The 26,731-nt window shown below is 45.1% G+C and carries 24 protein-coding genes and 1 pseudogene; 19 read left to right on the plus strand and 6 right to left on the minus strand.

The window, feature by feature from the left end:
* The first annotated feature begins 30 nt into the window (after positions 1-30).
* The 4 genes from AC6EJC_RS12560 to AC6EJC_RS12575 all read left to right on the plus strand — a co-directional run bounded on the left by AC6EJC_RS12560 (position 31) and on the right by AC6EJC_RS12575 (position 4,092).
* Positions 31-549, plus strand: a complete 519-nt coding sequence (locus AC6EJC_RS12560; RefSeq protein WP_444954235.1) for a hypothetical protein — start codon at positions 31-33, stop codon at positions 547-549.
* Positions 550-717: 168 nt separating this feature from the next.
* On the plus strand, positions 718-1,428 hold the full coding sequence (locus AC6EJC_RS12565) for a response regulator transcription factor (RefSeq protein WP_444954236.1): 711 nt from the start codon (positions 718-720) through the stop codon (positions 1,426-1,428).
* A gap of 2 nt (positions 1,429-1,430) precedes the next feature.
* Positions 1,431-2,810, plus strand: coding sequence for a sensor histidine kinase (locus tag AC6EJC_RS12570; protein ID WP_444954237.1), 1,380 nt, complete (start codon positions 1,431-1,433; stop codon positions 2,808-2,810).
* Between the two features lie 214 nt (positions 2,811-3,024).
* Positions 3,025-4,092, plus strand: coding sequence for an ABC transporter ATP-binding protein (locus AC6EJC_RS12575; protein ID WP_444954238.1), 1,068 nt, complete (start codon positions 3,025-3,027; stop codon positions 4,090-4,092).
* Positions 4,093-4,243: 151 nt separating this feature from the next.
* On the opposite strand, the gene AC6EJC_RS12580 is transcribed toward AC6EJC_RS12575, so the two are convergent.
* The gene (locus AC6EJC_RS12580; RefSeq protein WP_444954239.1) at positions 4,244-5,527 is read right to left on the minus strand and encodes a pectate lyase family protein; all 1,284 of its coding nucleotides are present in this window, start codon (positions 5,525-5,527) and stop codon (positions 4,244-4,246) included.
* A gap of 536 nt (positions 5,528-6,063) precedes the next feature.
* Here AC6EJC_RS12580 and AC6EJC_RS12585 point away from each other — a divergent pair.
* Complete coding sequence (locus AC6EJC_RS12585; protein WP_444954240.1) at positions 6,064-6,801, plus strand: cyclase family protein; 738 nt, start codon at positions 6,064-6,066, stop codon at positions 6,799-6,801.
* A 156-nt stretch (positions 6,802-6,957) separates the two neighbouring features.
* Here the strand turns inward: AC6EJC_RS12585 and AC6EJC_RS12590 are convergent, their stop codons facing one another.
* Positions 6,958-7,371: a DUF4183 domain-containing protein gene (locus AC6EJC_RS12590; RefSeq protein WP_444954241.1), complete on the minus strand. Its 414-nt coding sequence runs from the start codon at positions 7,369-7,371 to the stop codon at positions 6,958-6,960.
* 250 nt (positions 7,372-7,621) lie between these two features.
* On the opposite strand from AC6EJC_RS12590, the gene AC6EJC_RS12595 reads away from it, so the two are divergent.
* Positions 7,622-8,455, plus strand: coding sequence for a DUF4183 domain-containing protein (locus tag AC6EJC_RS12595; protein WP_444954242.1), 834 nt, complete (start codon positions 7,622-7,624; stop codon positions 8,453-8,455).
* A 40-nt stretch (positions 8,456-8,495) separates the two neighbouring features.
* Here the strand turns inward: AC6EJC_RS12595 and namA are convergent.
* A pseudogene (gene namA / locus AC6EJC_RS12600) lies at positions 8,496-9,500 on the minus strand (NADPH dehydrogenase NamA).
* Positions 9,501-9,738: 238 nt separating this feature from the next.
* Here namA and AC6EJC_RS12605 point away from each other — a divergent pair.
* The 3 genes from AC6EJC_RS12605 (at position 9,739) to nfi (ending at position 11,783) form a co-directional block, all read left to right on the plus strand.
* On the plus strand, positions 9,739-10,323 hold the full coding sequence (locus AC6EJC_RS12605; protein ID WP_250270588.1) for a TetR/AcrR family transcriptional regulator: 585 nt from the start codon (positions 9,739-9,741) through the stop codon (positions 10,321-10,323).
* Positions 10,324-10,397: 74 nt separating this feature from the next.
* Entirely contained in the window at positions 10,398-10,979 is a 582-nt protein-coding gene (locus tag AC6EJC_RS12610) for an NAD(P)H-dependent oxidoreductase (RefSeq protein WP_444954243.1), read from the plus strand.
* 93 nt (positions 10,980-11,072) lie between these two features.
* Entirely contained in the window at positions 11,073-11,783 is a 711-nt protein-coding gene (gene nfi, locus AC6EJC_RS12615; protein ID WP_444954244.1) for a deoxyribonuclease V, read from the plus strand.
* 128 nt (positions 11,784-11,911) lie between these two features.
* On the opposite strand, the gene AC6EJC_RS12620 is transcribed toward nfi, so the two are convergent.
* From AC6EJC_RS12620 to AC6EJC_RS12630, 3 genes are all read right to left on the minus strand, one after another.
* The gene (locus tag AC6EJC_RS12620; protein ID WP_444954245.1) at positions 11,912-12,241 is read right to left on the minus strand and encodes a hypothetical protein; all 330 of its coding nucleotides are present in this window, start codon (positions 12,239-12,241) and stop codon (positions 11,912-11,914) included.
* 336 nt (positions 12,242-12,577) lie between these two features.
* Complete coding sequence (locus tag AC6EJC_RS12625) at positions 12,578-13,213, minus strand: LysE family translocator (RefSeq protein WP_444954246.1); 636 nt, start codon at positions 13,211-13,213, stop codon at positions 12,578-12,580.
* A gap of 430 nt (positions 13,214-13,643) precedes the next feature.
* Complete coding sequence (locus AC6EJC_RS12630) at positions 13,644-14,837, minus strand: glycoside hydrolase family 5 protein (RefSeq protein WP_444954247.1); 1,194 nt, start codon at positions 14,835-14,837, stop codon at positions 13,644-13,646.
* A gap of 337 nt (positions 14,838-15,174) precedes the next feature.
* On the opposite strand from AC6EJC_RS12630, the gene AC6EJC_RS12635 reads away from it, so the two are divergent.
* The 10 genes from AC6EJC_RS12635 (at position 15,175) to AC6EJC_RS12680 (ending at position 26,422) form a co-directional block, all read left to right on the plus strand.
* Positions 15,175-16,197, plus strand: coding sequence for a substrate-binding domain-containing protein (locus AC6EJC_RS12635; protein WP_444954248.1), 1,023 nt, complete (start codon positions 15,175-15,177; stop codon positions 16,195-16,197).
* A gap of 324 nt (positions 16,198-16,521) precedes the next feature.
* Positions 16,522-17,772 (plus strand): PTS ascorbate transporter subunit IIC, encoded by a 1,251-nt coding sequence (gene ulaA, locus AC6EJC_RS12640; protein WP_444954249.1) that lies wholly within the window; start codon positions 16,522-16,524, stop codon positions 17,770-17,772.
* Between the two features lie 73 nt (positions 17,773-17,845).
* Entirely contained in the window at positions 17,846-18,187 is a 342-nt protein-coding gene (locus tag AC6EJC_RS12645) for a cupin domain-containing protein (protein ID WP_444954250.1), read from the plus strand.
* A gap of 416 nt (positions 18,188-18,603) precedes the next feature.
* Positions 18,604-19,047, plus strand: coding sequence for a HEAT repeat domain-containing protein (locus AC6EJC_RS12650; protein ID WP_444954251.1), 444 nt, complete (start codon positions 18,604-18,606; stop codon positions 19,045-19,047).
* Positions 19,048-19,258: 211 nt separating this feature from the next.
* The gene (locus AC6EJC_RS12655) at positions 19,259-20,251 is read left to right on the plus strand and encodes a Gfo/Idh/MocA family protein (protein WP_444954252.1); all 993 of its coding nucleotides are present in this window, start codon (positions 19,259-19,261) and stop codon (positions 20,249-20,251) included.
* A gap of 284 nt (positions 20,252-20,535) precedes the next feature.
* Positions 20,536-22,296 carry a cache domain-containing sensor histidine kinase gene (locus AC6EJC_RS12660; RefSeq protein WP_444954253.1) on the plus strand — a complete coding sequence of 587 codons (1,761 nt, stop codon included), beginning with the start codon at positions 20,536-20,538 and terminating at the stop codon, positions 22,294-22,296.
* A gap of 2 nt (positions 22,297-22,298) precedes the next feature.
* Entirely contained in the window at positions 22,299-23,099 is an 801-nt protein-coding gene (locus AC6EJC_RS12665; protein WP_444954254.1) for a response regulator, read from the plus strand.
* Positions 23,100-23,234: 135 nt separating this feature from the next.
* Positions 23,235-24,578 carry an extracellular solute-binding protein gene (locus tag AC6EJC_RS12670; RefSeq protein ID WP_444954255.1) on the plus strand — a complete coding sequence of 448 codons (1,344 nt, stop codon included), beginning with the start codon at positions 23,235-23,237 and terminating at the stop codon, positions 24,576-24,578.
* A 26-nt stretch (positions 24,579-24,604) separates the two neighbouring features.
* Positions 24,605-25,486 carry a carbohydrate ABC transporter permease gene (locus AC6EJC_RS12675; RefSeq protein ID WP_444954256.1) on the plus strand — a complete coding sequence of 294 codons (882 nt, stop codon included), beginning with the start codon at positions 24,605-24,607 and terminating at the stop codon, positions 25,484-25,486.
* A gap of 54 nt (positions 25,487-25,540) precedes the next feature.
* Positions 25,541-26,422: a carbohydrate ABC transporter permease gene (locus AC6EJC_RS12680; protein WP_444954257.1), complete on the plus strand. Its 882-nt coding sequence runs from the start codon at positions 25,541-25,543 to the stop codon at positions 26,420-26,422.
* The last annotated feature ends 309 nt before the right edge of the window (positions 26,423-26,731 follow it).

Consider the following 26,731-nt stretch of genomic DNA (forward strand, 5'->3'; position numbering starts at 1 on the left):
AAGATACTTTAAAGGAGAGGTGATTCAATTATGAAAAAATGGACTAAAAATGCAGCAGCCGTATTGACCGTAGTAAGCGTACTGGGAGGAGCAAGCAGCGCATTCGCCGCTACAGCAACAACAGCTCCAGCGACCACTGCACCCGCAACCAAAGCTCCTGCGGTTACGACTCCGGCTACCAAAACATCGGCAAAAGCACCTGCGACGAAAACACCTGTGGTGAAAGCACCCGTTAAAAAAGCTGCAACAGCTCATAAAGTAACAACCAAAGCGAAGAAAGCTCCTGCCAAAAAAGCCGTTGCGAAAAAAGTGGCAAGTCACAAAGCAAAAGCAGTAAAAGTGAAACACCGCACAGTTAAACATCATGTAAAAAAACATAACGCTGTTAAACACAAAGCAACGGCTCATAAAACTCGTGTACATCATGTCGTAGCTAAAAAAGTGATCCACAAAGCTCCAGTTAAAAAAGTAGTCCCAGCAAAAACAGCTCCAAAAAAAGTGAAAACAGCTCCAAAAGCGGCAGCTAAAGTAGTAACAATCAAGAAATAAGGTTGAAGTGTAGTTAGGTTTTCAGCTCGCCTGGCATATACAGCAAGGATTCATGATAAGAAAGACGGGACCGGGAACGGTATACCCGTCTTTTGTCTATTCTGTGGCGCGTCTGTTAAGCTTAAAGAGAGGATGCAAGCATCAGAACAACGGCAAGGGGTTAAGGCCATGACAAAAATAGTAGTAGTGGATGACGATGTGTTCATTCTGCAATTAATATCTGAATATTTGAAAAAAGAATCCTACGAGGTAACTTCCTTTTCGAGTGGTAAAACACTGGTAGAGCATATCCGTACGAACCGCCCGGATTGTCTCGTTCTGGATATTATGATGCCGGGCATTGATGGGCTTTCCCTACTGACTCAGCTCCGTGAGTTTACGGAATTGCTAATCATTATGATCTCTGCCCGCGGAGAAGAAAATGACCGTATTCACGGGCTGGAGCTGGGATGCAGCGATTTTTTGACCAAGCCCTTTAATCCACGGGAGTTGGTAGGAAGGGTCAAGGCGATGCTGAGACTGAGCAGGGCTGGAATGTCTGCATCAGACGATAAGCAAGCAGCAGCGAGCGCAGATATATGCCATGCGGGCAATCTGTGTATTTTTGCTGACTTTCGTAAAGTCACAGTGGACGGACAAGAGCTAAATTTGACCTCACGTGAATTCGACCTGCTGCTGTTTCTTGCGAATCATCTGGAGAGACCTTTTGGCAGGGAGCATCTGATTCAGCAGGTGTGGAGCTATGATTTTATAGGTGATGTGAGAGTTGTAGACGATCTGGTCAAACGGATACGTAAAAAGCTGACTGAATACCACTCTACGCTTGTCATTAACACCGTATGGGGATTCGGATATAAAGCAACGGTTCAGGAGTTGTAGCCATGCGTACGATGAGAGCTAAAATACTGCTGTCCTTATCCATCGCAATGCTTATTACCGTATGTATTACAGTGGTTTTGTTCATCAGGCTCATTGACGACATTCTGGTGAATCAGGCCAAATCCAAGCTTCATGAACAGGCACGCAAAGCCGTCCATATTATGAGTGACGGAGGCTTTGACCGACTGGATAATGCTGAATTTAACTATGTTATCAAGGGCGTGCTTTTATCTGCCGATTACTTTATTTTAAGCACGGATAACCGCATCATCGACTCAAGCGTCTCTGGAATGGAAGACAAAAAGATAGAGAGTTTGCTTTTAATGCGCCAGGGATTTTTTGCATCGGTTCATCCGTCTGTCCACGACCTGGCCGCTACACATGAAGGAGTTGCTGTACTTCAAGGTAAAAAGATACTGTTTACGAATGAAGAATTGCCCGGACAACCTTTTCGCATTTTTGTATACTCACCATTATCTTCTTTAAGAGCACTGTATGTACCGTTAATGAGAACCACATTACTGTCTATCGTCGCGGGTTTTCTGGTGATTCTCGTCATTGGTCTAATGGTTGTTTCACGTCTGGTGCGTCCACTCAAACGATTGAAGGAGGCGGTAGGCAACTATGAGCCGAATCAGCCGCAGGATAGTAATTTTCCGCAGGCGGACAAAAGCGAGATTGGCGAACTGATCGGCACCTTTCATTCCATGTCCGCCCGTATTCAGCAGCACCACCACGGTCAAATTGAATTTCTGCAAAATGTATCTCATGAGCTAAGGACACCGTTAATGTCCATTCAAGGCTATGTATATGCCATTCAGGATCAAGTGGTATCCCAGGACGAGGGGCTGAGTATCATCAAAGTCCAGTCCCAGCGATTAATTGATATGGTGGAAAAGCTGCTTCAGCTTTCGAGGCTGGAGGCGTTGAATGAAGAATGGCCTGTCTCTCTGATTGATCTTAGAAACATGGCGGAGGACGCTGTTCATTTGTTGATGCCAGTGGCTGCTGAACGCTCTATCTCGCTTCGAGTGGAGGGGGAGGGCCTGCATGTGGCCGTTCCGGCCGAGCAATTGTTCCGTATGATATTGAATTTGTTGCAAAATGCAGTTCGACACACCTCTACAGAGGTTGCCATTCATTTGGAGGCGGGGACAACACCGGAGGTTGTATGGGTTATGCATGTGGATGATGATGGGGAAGGGCTGACCGAACAAGAGGCAGCCGAAGTGTTCGGAAGATTCTATACGGGCTCGAATGGTGTCACAGGTCTTGGATTGGCCATTTGCCGTCAAATTGCTTCCCGATTGAACGGAGAACTACTCTGCACACGTTCACCATTGGGTGGGGCACGCTTCAGCTATATTCAGCACATGTTATAAATGAGTACAGAAATGGTTAAAAATGATCGTTTTTTCACTTAAACATTCCGCTAATGTAACAAATGATGACAGGTTTTTGATGTTATTTTAGATATTGCTTGACTGGCAGGTACTAAACTGAGTAAAATTATTCGTATATACCTTGACTCATGAACGTCGTTTTTTTAGATAGTGGTCAATAATAGTGATGAATAATAAATGAAAGAGTGATGAGATGAACCGCCTTTTGGAAGTGAAGGACTTAACGATATCTTTCAAGACCCGCCAGGGACTAGTGCAGGCCATTCGTGGCGTAAACTTTCATGTCAATAAAGGAGAGACGCTGGCGATTGTAGGCGAATCCGGCTCAGGCAAAAGCGTAACCTCACAAGCTGTTATGAAGTTGATTCCGACCCCTCCGGGCATTTATCAAAAGGGTCAAATTATGTTTGACGGACAAGAGCTGATTCATAAAACGGAAAAACAGATGCAAAAAATTCGTGGTAAGGAAATTGGCCTGATTTCTCAGGACCCAATGACTTCGCTTAACCCGACGATGAAAGTGGGCAAGCAGATCACGGAAGTGCTTTTCAAGCATGAAAAAATATCCAAGGATGCTGCTCGCAAGCGGGGTATTGAGTTGCTGAATCTGGTAGGTATTCCACATCCAGAACAGCGTTTTAACCAATATCCGCATGAATTTAGTGGCGGTATGCGTCAACGTGTCGTCATTGCCATGGCATTGGCTGCTAATCCGAAACTTCTGATTGCCGATGAGCCGACGACTGCGTTGGACGTAACGATTCAAGCTCAAATTTTGGAGCTGATGAAGGATCTTCAGAAAAAGATCGATACTTCTATCATCTTTATTACTCATGACCTCGGTGTTGTGGCGAAGATGGCGGATCGCGTTGCTGTTATGTATGCAGGGCAAATCGTGGAAACAGGTACGGTTAATGAAATTTTCTACAACCCGAAACATCCATATACATGGGGCCTTCTCGCTTCCATGCCAAGTTTGGACAGCCATGGTCAGAAGCTGGCAGCTATTCCGGGAACACCTCCGGATCTGCTTCACCCACCTGTAGGGGATGCCTTTGCAGCCCGCAGTGCTTATGCCATGAAAATTGACTTTGAGAAAGAGCCTCCACTCTTTCAATTATCCGATACGCACTTTGTGAAATCATGGTTGCTGCATCCAGATGCGCCTGCGGTTGAGCCACCCGAAGCGGTAAAGGCTAAACTTCGCAAGCTGGATAACGCATTTGAAAAGCCGGTTTTGGTAGAACAATACGGCGGTTAAAGCACGATCTAATTTGTAAATAAACAATTGAGAAATAAAAAAGGCTGTTCTCTCCGTGTGGAATAATTCTACGGAGGAACAGCCTTTTTGGTGTAAAACCGCAGGTTGTGTGAGCCTGTGGTTATTTGTATTAGCGGGCAGTGTTTACAGTTTACAGCTTACCGGAACCGGCTTGGGAAGTGACTTCTGCCTTCACGCTGGCGGATGGGGAAATTTTATCGTTCAGCGATGGTTTCCAGCCTACAGAGGAGCTAAGACCCGCGCTTGAACCTGCGTTTACGGCTTGTCCATTCAGGAGTGTGCCCGTGTCTGACAAGGCAGTTCCTCCAAAAACAGTCACAATTTTGGCTGCGGATAATCCCGCAACGTCAATGACATTGTTTTCAGCGAAGATTTTAGAGGATTTGCCCGCGCCCCATATATACAGCGTAGGGTATTCAGAGCGATTTACATCACCTGTATAGTAATTGTTGTACAGATGGACTTGTCCATAACGTACGCGTGGTGTGCGTTGTACTGTGTTTTCATAATAATTGTGATGCAGGGTTACACGTAAAGCTCCTTCATCTGCTGTTTTGCTGTCGCTGTTGCCAATAATCGACGATTTATCATGGTCGTAAAAGTGATTGTAAGAAACGGTAACCAGATCACCTTGGTTAATCACATCGAGAAGTCCATCATGATGCTGGTATTCTTGACCGTAAAAAGTGCCGTTTTGGCTATCGGGGTGAGACCCATCATTGAAGGTGTTGTGGTCTACCCATACATGTGTGGCGCCGTTAATTGTAATGCTGTCATATTCCGAATTCCAGTTGCCTGTGCTACCGTCAGTTGGGTCCCACTGAGGAAAATAATCGTAGGCATCCTGGAATTCAATATTACGGATAATAACGTTGTCTGTCCCTTTTTTTAGTTGGAAGTTTGCGCCGTTAATGACGGCATCGCTACCCAGACCGACAATCGTTGTATTGGACGGAATATCAATGATGACTCGACTGGCCTGATTTTTTTGTGAAGCTTCACGTGCCTTTTCCAATGTGCCGGACGGAACCTTTTTACCCCACGTAGATGGATCATATGCTTTGAGGTATGCATCGAAATCATATTTGGAGTCCTTGTAATCGTTTAATCCCAATGGCTTGTTATTGTCATCCACGTTGGCGTTGATTGTGCCTTTGACATAAATGATTTTAGGCGTACTATTGCTGCTTTTGCCCAAAGCATCGACTAATTGCTTGCGATTCGTTACGGTGAAAATATTGGAAGAAGAGGCAGCAGCTCCGCCCGTTGTGCCTGTAGAAAAGGCTGCCCAACCGTTTTTGCTGCCGAGCGTTTCTTTACCAATATCGCTGGCTGCATGAGCAGGTGCACCAAGAGGAGACAAGGTAGTGAACAGCAGAGCTGCTGCAATGCCGAGTGAAAATCTCTTTTTCATAAAGTTACCTCCGTATATGGGGTTAGTGGAGTAGATAAACGAAGGGAGTCCCGGGTGCTCCTGTGGTTTCTACATTTTCTATCATACTTCGCGTTCCAGTATTTGTTAATATAATAAAAGTTACATACTAAAATTTTTGTCGAATTTTTTATATAATTCAATAGGCCCCTGGTTTTTCCAATCAAAGCGTATATGTAATAATGAAAACGTTAACAATCACACGGGATAGGAAATGTATATATGAATATATGGAATTGTTTTTGTATTTTTCTTGAAAAATTATTAACTGGGATGTGAACAAAGGATGGATTGATGCGGGCAGTGGCGCAAGGGATGGAATGTCTTTTCCTTTGTCAGAAAGTCTAATAACGAGCAGTATGTCGTTCAATAATGGTCAAGGCTAAACCCCTCTCAGATGCGATATATAGACTAAAATCATTTCGATCTATAAATTGCTGAATGACAGGTCGATTTATAGATTTTTGCAGAATCCTCAGGTAAAATGCTTGTAATAAAGCTGAGGAGGAATGGGCATCATGGCAGAGCATTTAGCAGATATTTTGAAGTTGTTGAAGCAAAAAGAGTGGGTGGATTTGTCCCACGCCTTTTATCCTGAAATCCCTCATTTTCCGGTATTCGATAATGTTCAGGTGGATACCCTGTTTACCCACGACGATGGCTTTTTTGTAAAACAATACTGCTTTCCGGGTCAGTATGGAACTCATATTGACGCGCCCGTTCATTTTGTGAAGGGCAAACGTTACTTGCATGAGCTTTCGTTGAAGGAGCTGGTTTTGCCGCTGGTTGTCATTGACCGTTCAGCAGCCGTTGCAGCTAACCCCGACTATGAGCTTACGGTTACGGATATTTTGGACTTTGAAAAAGAGCATGGACGCATTGCTGATCAGTCTTTTGTCGCCTTTCGCAGTGATTGGAGCAAGCGTTGGCCTGATTCAGATGCCTTCTCGAACAAGGATGACGCCGGAGACGCACACTGCCCAGGCTGGTCGCTGGAGGCGCTGCGTTTTTTGGTAGAAGAACGGAATGTCACTGCCATCGGACATGAAACACTGGATACCGATTCCTCTGTAGCTTATCGCAAAGCAGGCAAACTGGTAGGGGAATATTACATATTGGAGCAGGATCGTTATCAGGTTGAGGTGCTGACGAATTTGGACAAGCTGCCCCCGACGGGTGCGGTCATTTATAATATCGTTCCGAGCATTCAGGATTCCCCCGGATTTCCGGTGCGTTCCTTTGCTATTTTGCCTTAATCATCCCGTATTGGGTCGTTTGAATAAGATTAACTATCATTTTGAGCAGGAAAGATCGGTTCAGATATATCTGAACCGGTCTTTTATGGCTTATGCGGGGTAGTGTACAGTGAGAGTGAATGTTTAGTCCATCTTGAATCAAAATAGTGAAACGTCTTAAGTGATGATAGTGACGGTAGGAGGAGAGATAGTAGGCTGTGTTGTGATGGTGGATGTTGCTCCACTAAAGTCTGATATCTCTATGACAACTGGGACACCTGGTGTAATATCTATGGAGGCAATGACCAGACTTGCCGTACTTAGGGTGAATAAGGAACTCTGCTGAATAACTCCGTTAATATAATAATTAGCAGAATCAGTAGCTGTTAATGTCGGCAAAGCAGCAACTGGAGCATCGGCGTCATCTACAAAGCTTGCAGCAGGAACGGTTGTTTCTGTTGCTCCAATCATCCCGGCTGTAATTGTTGCGAAAAAACGAGTCACGGCTGGGGTAATGGTCGTAGTTATGGTACCACCAGAGGCTACGGGGGCAGTAGCTACTGCTAGATACACAGGTTTTATGATTGGCATGGTTCTCATCTCCTTTCATTGCAGGCATGAGCCATTCGATGGCTCTTAATCAATAAATGATTTTTCAACCTATTCGGAAACGGCACATTAACTTTTTTATTAATAATGGGGTGGATAGGGGAGGCCCTATTTTGCTGCAAGTGTAGATGGGAGCGACCACTTGGTATTTGTCTGTTTAAATGCCTAAAACCCTAAAGGGAAATGTGCATATTATACATGAGGATGAGAAAGGGAGGTGTAGACGGCTGGTATGAAGAGGCGCGATTCATCACTAAGAAGGCATGGAAAGCGAACCGTACATTGCAAAATCATCAATCGTAAAAAATGTAAAACAAGTCATCTATTCAAAGGTAGAAGAAAAACGGGGTCCCATGCCAAAAAGTATCCAAAGCTAAACTTGCAACGACGATATTACAATATTCCTGGAAAGCGGCGAGAGAGATTGGGGCAGACGGGAAAGCGAGGCGTACCGGGCTCGGCAGAAGCACACGGTATTCCCGGTTTGGCAGGACAGCAAGGTCAAACCGGCCTGACAGGAGTTCAAGGGATTTCAGGTTTAGCAGGATTGCAGGGCATACCAGGAACTGCGGGAGCGCCGGGAGCCCAAGGAATACCGGGTCCAGCAGGATTACAGGGAGCGCAAGGAGTGCCGGGTCCAGCCGGAGCCCAAGGTAGTTCAGGTGCAACAGGCTTGCCCGGCCCTACTGGAGCGCAGGGCATAGCGGGCCCTACTGGACCCCAAGGTGTACCAGGCCCTTCAGGCCCGGCGCCTGACATTTCCAATATTGAAATTGTCCCTACGGCTGAGCGGTATTTTTATTTTGCTCCTGATCAGATTGAATCTTCAGTCACGATTATGGCTGATCAATTTTCTGTAGATGGTGTCCAGGAGGCTTTTCAGCGTTTTAACGTCGGAAACAACAGTTATGCCAATCTGTACATTAATGGAATGATACAAGAAAGCACATCGTACAGTCTGACACCTGCATCGCTGACGATTCAACTCAACGAAGGGGAGGCAATTGTCTCCGGCACACCTATTATTGTGGAAATTGTTCAATTTAGTGTGCGATCCAGTGCATGACACTGTTCGCGATGTAATGCCTCATATTATGGAGGTTATTTCAAAACCAAAAATGGTTATATGGCGCAGGCCCTTCAATACGAACACCGAGCTGTTCGGCTGCCTGTCTGGGCCAGAATGGATTACGCAGTAGTTCCCGTCCTACCGCAACCAGATCGGCCCGACCATTACGCAAAATTTCCTCGGCTTGAATACCGTGAGTAATCAATCCTACGGCAGCGGTAGGCATATCAGTAGCCTGACGAATGGCCTCTGAGTAGGGTACTTGATAGCCCGGATACACACTCGGCGCGTCTGGTAGTACGCCGCCAGAGCTAACATCAATTAAATCGACACCTTGTTTCTTCATATAGCGGGCATATTGAATGGAATCCTGAATTCCATTGCCGAGCGTGCTATATTCGTCAGCGGAAATTCGTACAAATAACGGTCCATTCCACACGGTACGAATAGCATCAATAATTTCCCGTAAAAACTGATAACGCCGCTCTTCCGAGCCGCCATATGCATCATTGCGTTGATTCGTATATTTGGACAAAAAATCGTTAATCAGATATCCGTGTGCAGCGTGCAGTTCAATGACATCTATTCCGGCTTGCGAGGCCCGTGCAGCGGCATCCTTGAAGGCAAGCACAAGATTATGAATTTCTTCTATAGACAGTGCATGGGGCGCCCGTTCGTGGTGAGGCAAACCAGAGGCGGATACAGCCGTTTCTTGAGGCACCGAGCCTTTGCGTCCGACATGCCAAAGCTGAAGACCAGCTTTGGAGCCTTGGTCATGGATGACTTGCACGACTTTTTGCAGCGGGGAAATATGCTCGTCACATATGCCAAGGATACCCGAATCTTTTCCCTGCTGGGTGACTGCATGCACCTCAAGCATGATTAGTCCCACCTGTCCTAGCGCCCGAGCGCCATATGCAGCGTATGCCAATTGGTTGCTTTACCGTCTTTTGCGGCTGAAACGGTACCCATTGGAGACATCATAATCCGTTTTTTTTAGCTCTACATTGCGTATTTGAAGTGGTTGAAACAATAAGCTCAATTGGGTTCACTCCTCTTTATTCACGGTTCAGTCGCTCGTTTTTATTCGGTTACATATCTAAGTTATATGAATAAAATGAGATGATACGCATATTATTTAACATATTTATGGTGATTAACTTATAAAAACATGGTATTTTGTGTTGATTACAACTTAATTTTAAACTAAGGTATAAAGACAGAATGAGCCTGCATAAATATAATTTGCATTTTAGTTAGTTATCACTTACTATAAGCTTATGAATAAGAAAACACATGTAGACAGCAAAAAGAAAGATATTCTGCAGGCAGCGATGTGCTTATTTGCAACCAAAGGAATTGACGGGATTTCGGTCAAAGAAATTGGAGAGGCTGCCGGTGTGACGGATGCCGCGATTTATAAGCATTTTAAGAGTAAAGATGCGATGGCCTTGGAAGTATTCGGGCAGTATTGTAATAGCTACACCACATTAATTGACTTCTATCGCAAGCAGAGTGGGAGCTTCGTTAGTCGTTTCCATCAACTGGTGGATGAAGTGCTGGATATGCATGATGAGGACCAGTATGGATTGCTTCTACTATCACAGCACCATGAGCTTTATGTTGAAGCAAGTCAGAGCCAGAATGTGCGTCAGCCGCTGGAGGCGTTGACTGAATTCATCGAACAGGGGATTCAACAAGGTGAACTGCCGAAGCAGGATGCTCAGCTATCCGGTGTGCTCATCATTGGAGCTATTACACGCTTGTCCGTGTCCAGCCTGGAAGGTGAACTTCCACAGCAGTTGGTTCCATTTGCAACAGAGGTCAAACAACGTTTAACCGCTTTATTAAGTAAAGGTCAGTAGTGACCTTTTCTTTTTAAATATAAAGTTAGTGTTTTCTAACTAAAATCATAATATGAGGGTAGGAAGTGGTTTATATGTCTAAAAAAATATTGGTGATTCAAGGGAATCCGGTCGCTGGCAGTTATGGAGAAGCGTTGGCTCAATCCTATGTAAAAGGAGCGAAGGCTGGAGGGGCAGAGGTTCGTTTGTTGCAGCTATCCGAGCTTGATTTTAATCCAAATCTATTAGGTGGATATCGTAATAAATTGCCGCTGGAACCTGATTTGATCCAAGCACAGGAGTCGATTAAATGGGCAGAACATCTCGTTTTTGTCTTTCCGATCTGGTGGGGCAGCTTGCCTGCATTAATGAAAGGATTCATTGACCGTACCTTTATGCCGGGGTTTGCGTTTAAGTATCAAAAAGGAAAACCCATGCCTGACAAGCTTCTAAAAGGAAGAACGGCCCGTCTCATTACAACGATGGACGGTCCGCACTGGTACTACCGATTTTTCCAGGGACAGCCTGGGCATCGGATGATGAAGGATTCCACGCTGCACCTATGTGGTGTCAAGCCGGTGCATTCTACTGCGATTGATCTCATGAATAAATTATCGGATCAGCAGCGCAACGATTGGCTGAGCAAGGTTGAGCAGCTGGGGAGAAACATGAGCTAGTTTTTCACCTGCCCCAAATCAATTGGCCCAATAGCTAGACAGCTACTTTTTTCGCAAGTTTGAATAACCAGTTACCATTCTAAGTGTATAGAAATGAGGCACAAAAAAATGGAACCGATCATAAATCATAAATGGGATATCGATGAAAAAGAAGCGGTGAAATTACAGCAGGAGTTATCTTTAAAAGTCATTAAAGAAGATCAACTCCCTGAAATTCAATATGTTGCTGGGGTAGACGTCGCATATAGTGAACAAAGTGATCTCTTAGTAGCGGCCATCGTTATTTTAGATGCAAGCTCATTACAAATAGTGGAATCTATAGTAGTGGAAGATTCTGTAGAGTTCCCTTACAGACCCGGATTGTTTTCATTCAGGGAGCTACCGCCTATAGTCAAAGCATTTGAGCAAATCAAGACCTCTCCTCAGCTGGTCGTCTGCGATGGACAAGGAATTGCTCATCCTAGACGATTCGGATTAGCTAGTCATTTAGGGGTTATGTTTGATATTCCTACAATCGGTTGTGGTAAAACGAGGCTATTGGGTGATTTCAATGAACCCTCTCAAGAAAGAGGGGCATGTTCGTTATTAGTTGATCATGAGGAGATCATCGGCGGAGTGTTAAGAACCCAGGAAAACATTAAACCTCTTTTTGTATCCGTAGGTCATCGTATTTCATTAGAAACGGCCTGCAACTGGATATTAAAGCTTTGTCCACAATATCGCTTACCCGAGACAACTCGACAAGCTGACCAGCTTGTGAGAAAAACTTTATTACAGGTGAACCATGGCGATATCAGATCATAATCGACCTGCGAAAGGAAAAAGACCACGATGGGAGCAACTGGCTCGCATTGTGGTCTTTTATATAGTTTTTGCTATATTACTTTACAGGCACCCTTGATCAAGGAATGGCTCATGTTTTGCAATCAACGTTATGTAAATATCGATGCAACGATTAAAATAAATCCGATCACTAGACCGGCAGGGCCCCAATAATGCATAGGAATAAAAAACAGACTGTGCTGGGTTCCCATTCGATAGCGTTGCCCCGTTTCCATATCAACTAGCACTTTGTCCGAGTCGGCGTTAAGTGCTTTTCCCAAATGCCAGATAATAACTCCCGACACAATGAACACAAAAGCCATCGGCAGCCGGGAATCTATGGAGTCAAGCCCTAGAGCGGATACTAAACTCCCGACAATAACAAATAAAACCCCTGGAACAACGATATTTAAAATACCGAAACCCTTCCAAATAATCACATGAAAACTTCCTTCCTGATTAGTTTACTTTCATGGTGAGTGCCCTCGTCGAAATGATAGATAGCCTCTTCAAACTATTACTTTCATAATTCAAATCCAACATATGTATTTATCGGTTAAAAGAGAGATTTAATTTACAAAATTACCCATTCAGTGGGGGGGTTACAATGTGTAAAACTGGAAGGGAAGCGTCAAGAAGGGGAGAGAAAGCTTAGTCTGTTATTGTACTGTGTCGATTCTCGAAAAAAAATATGACCACCATTTAGCTATAGGCGGCCACATGATGAATTCAAAAACGTTCCTGTTAGTGGAGCATTTGAGAACAATTATTCAGGTTTATTGAGGAGCCTTTGCTCGAAGAAGATTTAATCCTAATCCGATGAAGATTATCCCGGTTATTTTGTTTAAATAGCTGCCAAGCCTTTGGTTGACTTTTATTTTTTGGGTAATGTAAGAGGAAAAATAAGCAATAAACAAGCACCATAACAATCCGGTGAACGAAAATGTAAGCCCTAAAAGGATAAATGGAATGGGACCAGAAGCCTTTGTATCAATAAATTGTGGAAGAAAGGCAATGAAAAACAAAGAAACCTTGGGATTCGTAAGACTTGTCAACATCCCTTGTATATATGTTTTTCTATTGCTGTGTTGTTTATTGGATTCAGATGCACTAAAACTTGCATTTGTTTTATCCAATAACATTCTAACTCCTAGATAAACTAAATAAATAACTCCAATTATTTTAATCATGTTGAACAAGATAATTGACTTTGTAAGTATAATTGATAAACCAAAAGCAACTAACAACGTATGGATCAAAGAACCACTAATGATACCGAAAACAGAATACACACCGGCTTTTCTCCCCTGTGCAATACTTTTCCCAATTATATACATTGTGTCTGCACCAGGAATTAGATTTAGGAGGATTCCAGTAAGCAAAAATACTTCATAATTTACGATTCCAAACATTTTGTGAGCACCACCTCTTCATTATGAAATACATTAAAAGGTAATGATAATTTAGTAAATAGCTCATTGTCAATCTTCGATATCTGTTATACGTATATGTAAGTTTACGTAAAAAAGCCGCTTTTTCACCCCTTTATAGGTCTGGCATGACCTGATCCTGGGGAAAAGCGGCTTTTACAATGAGAATACCACGTAGTTACTCATTCACGACAATCAGCAAAAAACATGGGCAGCCCGCCAGAAAAGCTACACACTCAGCGGCGTAATGGTCTCCAGTAAGTGCTACGGCAGAAACATCAGCACCGAATCGAATCCTAAAAGTGTGGTCATTCGTTAACACATGCTTCCGAAACCGTACTGATTTCGACCTCCTGTGTCAAACGCCCAAAGGATGGACCGTTGTCATACACCCGTGGAGCAGGCGACAGGCTTATTTGGCGGTTGCTTTCGCTTGCTCCGCTACAAAAATAACAGGTTTCATAATCCGGCTCAGCATATCCTGCTTCGGACGATTCCAGGTAACCCAGTCATCCAGCAGCAGACCGCCTGTGTCGCCGCTATTCGGATTCAGGGACCAGTACGTAAAGTACAGGTTGTTGGCACCAATATAGTCTACGAGTGCATTTTGCCATTTCCCCTCAGTAGTAGACAAATCAACATTACGACCGCCGAATTCACCGACCAGTACCGGAGCTATGTTTTGCTTGCTGATGTAGCCCCAGGTTTGATCCCAGATGGCTGGCAGGTTGGACGGGAAGGCTGGGTCGTTGAACCATGGCTGCGACGATACACCAGGACCGTAATCATGCGGAGAATATACGACACGGTTCGGTACGTCCAGAACGACAGGATCGTTGGCTACACCTGTCAGGTTGCCGCCCCACCAGTATTGGCTATTGTTGCCTTGAACATTGTGGTCCACACCTTCTACGAGAATCAGCCAATTCGGATTCACGGACAGAATCGCATTCCCTGCACGTTGTGCCGCCAGACGCCAGTCTGTGGAGACATTGCCTGTCCCCCAGCTTGCCTGACCGTGTGGCTCGTTATGCAAATCCGCACCGATGACGGTCGGGTTGTTTTTATAACGTTCGGCTAACATCTTCCAGTCACTAATCCAGCGGGACTCAGGGTACTGGGATGTGTACCACAGCTCGGATTGTCCACCTGAGCCTGGACGGTGACGGTCAAGGATAATCTGAATACCGCGTTGTCCAGCTTTTTCGACCACCTTGTCCATAATTTGAATCGGAGTCAATCCGACCAGATCAGGATTTTTGTGATAATCAATACTGTCCGGACGGGAACTGGCATCGAACAACTGATTGCTGTAAGGCAGACGGATGAGATTGTAGCCTTCTTTCTTCACCTGATCCAGCATGTCGTCCATTGAGCGGCTCCACAGTCCATGCAAGGTGTAATTAGGAGTTTCCAGACCGAACCAGTTCAGGCCGTTAAATGCCGCCTCTTTCCCGGATTCGTCTACAATCTTGTTTCCTTGGGTGTGATAATATCCTTTCACACTGGCTGCATCTGCTGAAGCGGGAGTATAGCCATACAGTGTGAAGCCCATTACGAGGGAGGCAATGACGAAAAATGTTTTTTTTAATCCTTTTTTCTTCATGTTTTTTGCTTCCTCCTTTATTTGAATGTTTTTGTAACCGATTACAATTTCATTTTATGTTCAAATCTTCCATCAAACAAGTTCATAAAATTCGTATATTTCTAAGATTTCGTTTGAATTCAATAGATTTGTAACAACGGAGGGTCAGGCTAAGTGTCCAGCATTTGTGGGGAAATGTTTATAAGCTGGAGGGCACGCTCTAACTCTTGATTTATTATATTTTCCTGCTGTAAGAGATGGTATATAATAAAGTGAAATTCACTTTACATACAGGTTGCAGAATATATATATTGAAAATTAACATGCCTGATATGCAGAAAAAGAAAGGAGGGTAATTATGGTAACAACGATGAAGGAAGTTGCAGAACGTGCCGGGGTGTCGAAGAGTACAGTTTCGCAGTTTCTGCAAAAGAGATACAACTATATGAGTGAAAACACCAAGAAGAAGATCGAGCAAGCGATTGAGGATCTCAGTTATATTCCCAATGAGGTGGCACGCAGTCTCAAGCAGAAGAAGACCTTCATTGTGGGTGTTATTTCTTCAACCATTTTATCGAGATTTACAACAGAAATCGTGCGTGCAATTGAAGATGAATGCCAACTGGAAAATGTCCAGGTCATTGTCTGCAATACCGATGATGATTCGCTCAAAGAGAAAAAGTATGTCCAGTCGATGATTGCTCGGCAAGTGGATGGACTTATCATTTTTCCGACGGAAGAGAATAAGAATTTATATGTTTCCCTTGCCAAGAATGGCTATCCATTCGTGTTTGTGGACCGGAAAATCGATGAAATCAGCGTAGACACGGTGCTGTTGAATAATGAAAAAGCCAGCGAGCTTGCGGTTGAAGCACTCATTGAGCATGGTCATAAGAACATTGGCATCATCACGTTCCCCTTAGGAAAAAAAGCGATCACCACACGAAGTGAGCGGCTGTCCGGTTATCGAAATACGCTGGGCAAACATGACATCCAAGTGAATGAAAACTATATCAAAAGCGGCAGGTTGGATGAAATGCCTAATCTGATTGGACAACTATTCCACATGGAGAATCCGCCCTCTGCAATTATTGCTACGAATGACATGATTTTGGAGCAGGTGCTGATTTACGCAAAAAATAACCGTCTGACCATACCTAATGACTTTTCCTTGATTGGCATAGATGATGTATCCTTTGCGTCTTTTTATAATCCGCCGATCACTACCGTTTCTCAGCCGAGCTTTGAAATGGGGAAAAGAAGTGCGAGGCTGCTGCTGGAGAAAATCGATCAAAAAGAACAGGATCATGAGGAGTTGTCAGAAATCATCCGATTGAATCCGACCATTAACCACAGAGAATCTGTCCAAAATTTGAACTGAATGATTTGAATAAGGCTTTTTAATCTTTTTGAAAACGTTTTTATGAATTCTATTGTAAAAAGAAAATAAAGAGCTATAATGATCTTATGATTCGAGTCATGAATACCCTTTCATTTCTGTTTCCTAATTTTAGTGATGATTGCGATTGAAGAGAGAGGGGAGGAATGAAGCTTAAACGAATAATGTATGAAGTGAGTTGTGATTTAATTCACAAAAAATATGATTCTGCTTCTTTTTACATTCCCGAGAGGGAAATTTTTTTCGAGTATTACTAAATCGATTTAGTAAGAATGGAAAATAAATAAAAGAAAGTCGGAGATCACTATGGAAATGTTTATGAGCATTATCAGAGAGCCATCCATCATTATCGCGATTGTGACATTACTCGGCCTTATATTCCAGAGGAAGAAAGTATCAGAGATCATTACGGGAACTACCCTTTCTTTCATGGGCTTTACCATGATCAAAGTCGGCGGCGGAATTTTAGGAGGCGTTCTTACCAACTTCAGCCAAATTTTTTCTTATGCGTTCAACCTTAAAGGTGTCGTACCAAGCAATGAAGCCATTATGGCACTGACCATTGATCAGGTCGGGGCGGATGCTGCGCTCATTCTGCTCTTTTCCATGATCCTTAACATCGTGCTTGCACGCCTGACCAAGTTCAAGTACATTTATTTGTCTCTTCACTTGATTCTGTTCATGAGCTTTGCTGCTACAGCCGTTATGAAAGGTCTGGGTCTCAGCTCACTGACTACGATCATCGTCGGTTCTTTGGTAATTGGGAGCTACATGGCGGTGTTCCCTTACCTGCTCCGGAATGCCAGCAAAAATATTATCAAATCTGATGAATATACGATTGCTCATGCTTCCATGACCTCTTACATTCTCGGCACCTATTTAGGGAAAGTTTTCGGCAACCGTAAAAATGACACCGAAAATGTAAAAATTAATGACCGCATCAGTTTTTTACGCGATCCCAATGTTGCAACGACCTTGACAATGCTTGTGCTTTTGCTAGTATCCGGACTGGTTGCTGGTTCTGAATATGTCAGCAAATTATCTGATGGCAAAGAATACATCGTCTTCATCCTCGAACAGTCAGCTATTTTTGCTGCCGGCTTGTATATCGCAAAAGCAGGTGTTAAGCTGTTCACAACTGAAATTGTACCCGCTTTCAAAGGGTTCTCCCAAGTGTTCGCACCTGGAGCAATCCCTGGTGTGGATGTTCTGGTACTGTTCGACAAATCACCCAATTCCGCGTTGGTAGGCTTCTTGGTCAGCTTCTTCACAGGCGTTGCCTGCGTCTTTTTTTTCCCGCTTGTCGGATTGCCTGTCATTGTGCCGGGGATCATGGCCTGCTTCCTCGCTGGTGGTGCAGCCGCGATATTCGGCAATTCCAGCGGTGGTTTCAGAGGAGCTGTTATTTCCAGTTGTCTTAATGGATTCTTGCTCTGTCTGCTGCCGGCTCTCACCTTGCCGCTCTTTTCTTTTTTGGGTGCCGAAGGGGTAACGTTCGCAGATCCGGACTTTACTACCCTTTCCGGAGTACTTTGGCTTATTTTCCGCTGGTTTTAAACTAAATCGATTTATGAAGTTTTTAAAATAACTCATCTAAATAATTTGTGTTCTAAAAGAGGAGGAATTATCCATGTTTTTTAACGACCAAGATATTCAAATTGATATCGTTGACAGTAATACCACCCGGAAAGTGCTGGCCCACAGCGACCAGCTTATGTATGTCAAAGTGATGTTTGCTAAAGCCCAAACAGGGGAGATCCCGTTGCATAAGCATGTCCATGAACAAGTCACTTATGTAATAAAGGGAAGTTTTAAGTTCATGATCGATAATGGCGAAACAAAGGACGTGCAGACCGTCAAAGAAGGAGACAGCATCCATTTTCCATCCGATACTCTTCATGGCTGTATCCCACTGGAGGATGGCGGTATTCTGCTAGATGCATTTACACCAGCACGTGAAGATTTTCTATAAATTCCCTTACTAAATACGGTTTATATCCCACAAGATCTGGATGGATTTACGAAGCCTTTCAGCGGCAGACAACAGAGGCGAATGAACGCCTTCTGTCCATGTCCGATGTAAAAAAATGTACAAATGCAGGTTTTCAGTTGCTGATCTGCACCAGTGAGCCTGAGACAAACCTCAGGTTCTTTCTTGTTCATATTAGTTGAACTTTGGGTCCGATACATTTCATTTTTATCTTTTTTTAGAAGAAGACCTGCAAGTATGTTATATTTAACAAACGGCAATCATGATGAACAGCAAATGTAGTGATTTTTTTAGTAAAGCCACAGGGCTGGAGAACAAGTGTGCAAAGCGTTCAGATGGTGGAACCGCTACAGGATCGAATATAGATTGACTCAGTTATAGAAAAGGATGAGATTATTTTGGAAAACAACGAAACTCAGCAGGAATTTGCAGAAGTATATGAACAACTTAAAGTAGCTGTAAACCGAACTTCCGATTGGAAAACGCGTCTAGCTGCGGTAAATGATCTGGGTGCATGGAAGAACCAGCAGACGATTGACTTGCTGACACACCGATTAAATAATGATACGGTATATGCCGTTCAGGAAGCCGCTTACCGCAAGCTTCAGGAATGGGGCGAGAATGTGCAGCCGCCTGTGCGTAAAGAGGGTGAGCTTGTTAAGGGCCTGACGAAGATTCTGGTGCGGATTAAAAAAAGCCTGCCAGCCGACCATACCTATAACGATTTTCGCGAGAAGCTGCACAAGATGAGAGTCGATATTTATGACGTCTATGAAGGTGACAAGGGTGCTGAGTTTGATCAGTGGCTGGAGCAAAAATGGGCTTCGTTATCCACAAGATAATGTCTGAACCTTACATTGAATGTATTTTTAAGGATTGTTACTGGTGATGCAGACAAAGCCTTAACAAGGATAAGGGATTATCTTTGTTAAGGCTTTTTTAGCTTGTTCCCCTTAAAAATCATTCCTTGATCTTTATGCCACTGTATATATACTTTGGCAGTATGGTACGATAGTATCGGAATATTTTGGTATACACATGGGAGGGACTAACATGAGCAAGGCGAAGCTGTGTTTTATCGGGGCTGGCTTTCACGCTTCAACGAATATATATCCTGCTGTTATTGGAGCAGGTGCTGAAATTCAGGCGATTGCGACTAGAGATCTAAGCAGATCGAAGGCAGCACTTCAGCGGTTTGGAAGCAGCGGCACACCTTATGACAATTACAAGGCTATGCTGGAGCAGGAAGACTGTGATGGAGTTGTCGTGATTGCACAAGCGGCAGATCATCCTTCGCTCGTACTAGACTGCATTAAGGCTGGAAAACATGTCTTTGTAGACAAGCCACTGGGTTGGAATGCGGAGGAAGCGGCCCAAATTGCAGATGCGGCAGAAGCAGCAGGCGTTGTCCTGATGGTCGGCTTCATGAAGCGCTACGCGCCTGTATACATAAAATTAAAAGAATTGATTAAGGGTGGCTCGCTTGGAGCCGCACGCTCATTTCAGGCAAAATTTCTCGTGGACAGTACCCTGTTTTGTAAAACTGGCGAAGATTTCATGAAGCTGGCGGCGGTTCATATGGTCGACCTGGTACGTTATTTGTTCGGGGAAGTGGTGCAGGTTACCGGATTTGCGAACGATAACGGCGAGTGTATTTCCCATACGATTGCCCTGAAATTTGAAAATGGTGTAGTGGGTAGCCTATACTTCGCAGGTATGACAGCATGGACACGCGAGAGTGAAGGTATTACGGTAACCTTTGATCACGGTTTTGCGAACGCGGATGAGGTGAATACACTGATCATTCACAAGTCGGAGAGTCATACAGAGCTTCCTTGGAAATCCCTTGCGGAAAACGATACGGTTCTGACACCGTCAGCCTCCGCGATGTCGGGCGGATACCGTGATTTGTACTTGCGCGGTTTTGTTGGTGAAATCGCACATTTCATGAACTGCTGCCAAGAAGGACGGACGCCTGATTCAAGTGGACGGGATAACGTGAAAACGATGGAGCTGTGCGACCGCATTTTGGCTGCGCTCCAATAGGATACAAATTAAATATGCAAGCTTTGGAGCCTGAACTGTACCTTAGTTTGGTTTGGGCGCTTTGAAAGAAGCTTCGGTATAACTAGCGAGTAGATGGCTCCTGCATTCTTTGGGAGTCATCTTTTTCGTTTACCCTGTGATTTTTCTATTTCATATCCGTCCTGTCCATCTTTATTAATCTCTGCTGAAAATATGCCAACAAAGGAGAACGATGCGATAGAATAGAAAAATAGAAAGCGTTATCATTATCAACTTTTCTACGATGGTCCAGGGGGAGAAGGCATATGCGTTCAAGGTTCCAACCATTAAACACGTTGCGTAATCAGATTTTTATTGGATTTATACTGGTGATGCTTATTATGATGAGTGTAGCGGGGGCGTTCATTTATCTCAATGTCTCTCACCTGTTGAAAAACAGTGCCGAGCGACATATTGGTCAGACCGCGGTACAAGCAAGCGGTAGGCTGGATGCATTAATCGGCCAGATGGACAGCTTGACGGAGCAGGTCGCGAATCACCCGTCTGTTCAGCATATTTTGCTGGAGGAGCGCAACGGGGGCAAGGTAAATTTTGGACAGCGTCAATCCCTACTGCAAGTGATGCATAGCTATCAGGCATATATGCCGAGTGTCGGCTCGCTGGAGCTGTATACCGCCGAAGGGAAGATGTTGTTTCCGATTAGAGAGGGCAGTCTGGAGGAACGTATCGGACAGGCAGATATCCGGGAAGCGAATCAGATGAAAGGAAGACTGGTCTGGATCGGCATTGATCCCGAGGACCCCCGGTCACTGCTGGCGATTCGGCAGGTGAGCCTGGTGGATCGCTGGTTCTCACGCGGAGGGTACCTGATTACCCGTATGGAGCGAAGTTATTTTGGACTGAATGGTACGTCAGCGGTCAATGAAGAAGCGGATGAGACCATGCTGCTTGTCGATCGTCAAGGCCAGCTGCTGTCGGGTGAACCTATGAACCAGACGGATTTGTCAGGTGTACTGCATAGCAAGACACAGACGGTTCATATTGGGGAGCGGGAATATGTGAAGGCAGTTCAGCAGTCGGAGCGGACGGGCTGGTCGCTGCTGATCCTGATTCCGGTTAGCGTCGTCACAGACGGAATTACGGTTTTACGGACTACACTTATCATTTCCGCGTCTCTTGGTGCCGTGCTATTTCTGTTCATGTCCTTTATGTTGTCTACGTTGATTACAAGACCGATAGGTCAGTTGATTCAGGCGATGCGTCGTTCACGGGAAGGGACATTGGCCCTGAATCCAGAACCGGCAGCAGCGGTCGAACTGCGGGAATTGAACGCAGAGTACAACACGATGATTGTCGATATCAATGAATTGATCCGTGTTATTTGCGAGAAGGAGGCTTTACAAAGCCAGACCGAACTTAAAGCTCTGCAGGCGCAGATCAATCCGCATTTTCTTTTTAATACGCTGGATGCTTTCAACTGGTCGCTACAGGAAAAGGGAGAGGAGGAACTTGCCGGGCTGATGGTATCCATGTCGCGACTGTTTCGTTATGTTATCGAACCGGCTCACCATGACTCTTGGGTGACACTCGGGGAAGAAATGGCACAAGTCCGGCGTTATCTGGAACTGATGGAGATGCGTCTGGGTGAACGTCTGAGCTGGCAAATTTATATGCCTCCGGAGACAGCCAGAATTCCGCTTCCTAAGCTGCTGATCCAGCCCATTCTTGAGAATGCCATTTTGCATGGCGTCGAAGATCGGATCGGCAACGGCCGCGTTGAAATCCGTGTCACTCCTTCGGCCAGACCGGGTTGGACCAAGATCGCGGTCATAGATAACGGACCTGGAATGACACCGAAGGAACTTGCGGCTATGCGGACAGCGCTGACGGGGGGAGCAGCCTGCGAGAGCAAGGGAACCGGTATGGGGCTAGTGAATGTGCAGCGCAGGCTCGCTCTCTATTATGACAGCGCATCTTATCCAACGGACGGTATGCTGATACATAGTGCTGAGCAGGAAGGAACTGTGGTCGCTTTTGAAATACCTGATGAATATGGAGGGCGGTAGGAATGAGTGTTTCATCCAAAACCATTGTCATTGTAGACGATGAACAGCGAACACGTCAGGGGATACACCAGACATTGGAGCAATGGGCCGCCGGGAAATACCGGATTGTGACATTCGATAATGGTTTGGAAGCACTAAATATACTGCGTGCAAAGACCGTTCATCTGTTGATCACGGATGTCCGGTTGCCGGAATTCAGTGGGCTGGATTTAATCCGCTCTCTGGAACGGGATTCACGACGACCAGCGATCATTGTCATCTCGGGATATGCGGAGTTTGATTATGTTCAGCAGGCTCTTCGTCTGGGAGCCGTCAATTATTTGCTCAAACCGATTGATAAGCAGGAGCTGCTGAATACGGTCAATGAAGCGCTCCGGCTGGAAGAGGAACGGCAGCGGTACGAGAAGCTGGACAAGCTGGCTGACCCTGTTCTGTTAGAGCTTGACCTCCAAGCGGCTACTCTTAGTGATCCAGTACGACGTGCCTTTACTTATATGGCGGAGCATCTTCACGAATCCATTACGATGGCGCAGACTGCTGCGCATTCACACCTGAATGCGAGCTATTTTAGTGTTTTATTTAAGGAGCAAAGTGGTTTGTCCTTCAGCGAATATCTGCATCGGCTGCGGATCCAACGGGCCAAGGAGCTGCTGCTGCATACCCAGTTGACGATTGCCCAAATCGGCGAGCGTTCAGGCTACCGGACAGATAAATATTTTATTAAAGTATTCAAAGCGACCGAGGGGATAAGTCCCAGCCGCTACAGGCAGCAGATGCGTACAGGGCCGGAGAATATCGACTGACAGTGTAGGCAGATCAAACCCAATAAAAGTGGAATTATACCCAATGAGCGTACCCTGTTGGAAGCAGGAATGGAGTGCTAAACTTACATATGATAACGGTTACAAAAATATAATTATAATAACGGAGGCCTAACGATGTCCAACGAGTATTCAGTTCGTAAGCGCTCACACCGAAAATGGGTTGCTGGGTTGACCCTGCTGCTGTCATTCATGCTGGTGCTATCCGGTTGCGGTGGTGGTAAGGATGGTCAAGGCGGTTCCAGTGGAGAAGGGGGAAAGGTTACACTCAAAATGATGCACCTGTGGCCAGAGGGAAGCTCGGCACAGCAGAGCAAGCTTGTGACTCAGATTATAGATCAATACCAAAAGGATCACCCGAATGTCGTCATTCAGCAGGAAGTGCTGGAAAATGAACAATATAAAAACAAACTCAAAGTGTTGTCAGCTTCCAATGAATTACCAGATATCGGCATCACCTGGGCAGCGGGCTTCATGGAGCCTTACGTTAAAGGTGGATTGTTTACACCGATGGATGACCTGTTGCAAGGTTCCAAGTTGAAGGACAAATTCGTACCGGGAACGACCGAAGCCTATGCGCTGAATGGCAAAACGTATGCGCTTCCGATTGAATTGAACATTACACCTATTTATTACAACAAAGCCATATTCCAAAAATACAATTTGAAGGTACCTGCGACATTTGACGAGTTTAAGCAGGTTGTGAAAACACTTACGGATCATGGAGTTGCACCGATTGCATTGGGCAATAAAGACCGCTGGACCGGCTCGCTCTGGTACATGTATCTGGCGGATCGTATAGCGGGTAACGAAACGCTGAAAAAAGCGATTGACGGCTCAGGATCGTTCGATGACCCTGGTTTAATTCAGGCGGCCTCCGAAATCCAGACGCTTGTGGATATGAATGCCTTTAACAAGGGATTTAACGGCTTGTCCAATGATGAGGGAAAATCCGAATTTATGAACGACAAGGCAGCTATGTATTTGATGGCTACTTGGGAATTGCCGAATTTTACGACCAATCCCGCAATCCCGCAAGCATTTAAAGATCAAATCGGCTTCTTTAAATTCCCGATGGTTGCAGGCGGCAAGGGTAACGAGAACAGTTGGGTAGGAGGTCCGGGAGTAGGCTTGTACGTTTCGGAAAATTCCAAGGTAAAAGAAGAGGCCAAAGCGTTCGTTGAATACTTCGTAGTCAAATGGGGAGAGCAATCGGTCACACAGGCGGGCGTAATTCCGGCGACGAAAGTGGACACCTCCAAAGAAAAATTGCCCAAGCTATATGTTGATTTGCTGAACGGACTGAATCAAGCCAGCAGCATTACATTGTTCGCCGATGTACAGATGAAGCCGAATGCGGCACAGGTACATTTGAATATGATTCAGGCGTTGTTTGGTAAAGCGGTGACACCACAACAATTTGCCGACCAGCATAAGGCTGCCATCGAGAAAGGAAATTGAAATTGACCACCTAAGGAGGTCCGGCCGTGGAAAAGGTCATGTCCAATAAGATTGTCATTGCTCTGTATGTGTTGCCTTCCCTGCTGCTGTTATTTGCTGTGATTTATGTACCCATAGTACTGACCGGCTATTACGGTCTGAATGAGTGGAATGGAATCGGCTCTATGACTTTTGTGGGGTTGGACAATTATCAACATTTGCTCACAGACAGTGCATTCTGGCAAAGTGCCTGGCATTCGCTGTTGTTGGCCTTGTTTTCAGGCATCAGTCTGATCGGTTATCTGGTCATTGCAATGATTTTGTCAGGAAAAATCAAGGGAGCGAATCTGCTGCGGAAAATTTATCTGATTCCCATGCTGTTGTCATCTGTAGCGATCGCACAGCTATGGCTCAAAATGTATCATCCAACGAACGGAGTGTTCAATTCCATACTGGCGTCGGTCGGAGTCCACAATCCGCCTGAATGGTTAGCTAATCCGTCCTTGGTGCTGTTTGCTTTGTTCATTCCGATTATTTGGCAATATGCAGGCTTTTATATCCTGATCTATTATGCCGGGCTGAAAAACATTCCCGAAACGCTGATGGAGGCTGCCCGGATCGACGGGGCCAGTGCCTGGCAGATTGCGACTCGTATCAAATTGCCCCTGTTGCGCGAGGTGATTAACGTGACGATCATATTGTCGATTGTCGGCTCGCTCAAATATTTTGACCTCATCTACGTCATGACGGACGGTGGACCGAATGGAGCCAGTGAAGTGATGGCCTCTTATATGTACCACCAGGCATTCCGCAGTTTTGATTTTGGATACGGCAGCGCCACATCCTTTGCCCTGCTGCTCATCTGTCTGATCGCTACGTGGCTGATCCGCAAGGTTACGGCTTCGAGTGACACAATCCAGTATTCATAATGCAGTCATGCAATAGATGGTGGTAACAAAGGACAGGAAGAGGGAGGAACGGACATGAAAACCCAGGCAGCCGCCAGCTATCCGCTTGGAGTCGCTACCCGCGGCAAAATGTTAACTCGGGTCGGTTATGCCGCTTTGTATATCATTTTAATCATCTTGGCGGTGACGCAGCTTTTACCGCTGGTGTGGCTGATGCTTTTCTCACTTAAAAATAATCAGGAAGTGTTTAACCTTCCGCCGTTTGCACTCCCGTCCCAGCCGCATTGGGAGAACTATATGAATGTTTGGACCAGCGGCAATATCGGGCGGTATTTTTTCAATAGTGTGTGGATTACGGTCATATCCGTGGCGTTGACGGTGCTGCTAGCCAGCTTTGTAACGTTCGCCATTACACGTATGCGGTGGAAAGGAAGCCAGCTGGTTCTCGGACTCTTTATGGTAGGACTGATGATTCCGGTCCATTCCACCTTGATTCCGTTGTTCAGTATGTTTCTCAAACTGCATTTAACAGACACTTCACTCTCCATCATCCTGTCGTATGTCGCTTTTAATCTGCCGACAACGATGATGATCTTGCTGGGCTTCTATTACGCCTTGCCCCGTGAAGTGGAAGAAGCAGCCGTTATGGACGGCTGCTCTGTCAACCGGATGTTCTTCCGAATCGTGCTGCCCATGACAACCCCGGTCATGGCAACGACATCTATTATTAACATGATCTATAACTGGAATGAGTTTATTTTCGTCAATACGTTCATCAGCTCGGACGAAAACAAAACACTGACTGTAGGCGTCCAAAACTTTATTGGACAATATACGACCGACTGGGGAGCTATCGGAGCTACGTTGATGATCAGCATTTTGCCCATTTTGCTCGTGTTTCTCATCATGAGTGACCGGATTGTGGAAGGAATCGCGGCAGGGTCAGTTAAGGGGTAAATCAAATTTTCCCTTATTAGAAGAGCACCCCCTAGTGTAGACATTGGATCAAACCTCTTGGTTTGTCTGATGAACGCTAGGGGGTGCATTTTTATGCGAGTCTAGTTTGAGTTGAAGGAAATACTTAATGAAGTAACTCCATAATTTTAAGTTTTTCTAGAAATTAAATGATGAGCAAACATTTGGTGTTTATTTATCATTCGTCCTTGTTGTCATTTCAATCCATACCTTACTCGTTTTGGTTATACCGCCGCACGGCGGCTATGCAGTCATGAAGGCGGCTAGCCTAAAACGTATCCTTACCTGTTC

The organism is Paenibacillus sp. TY11, from assembly GCF_059772165.1.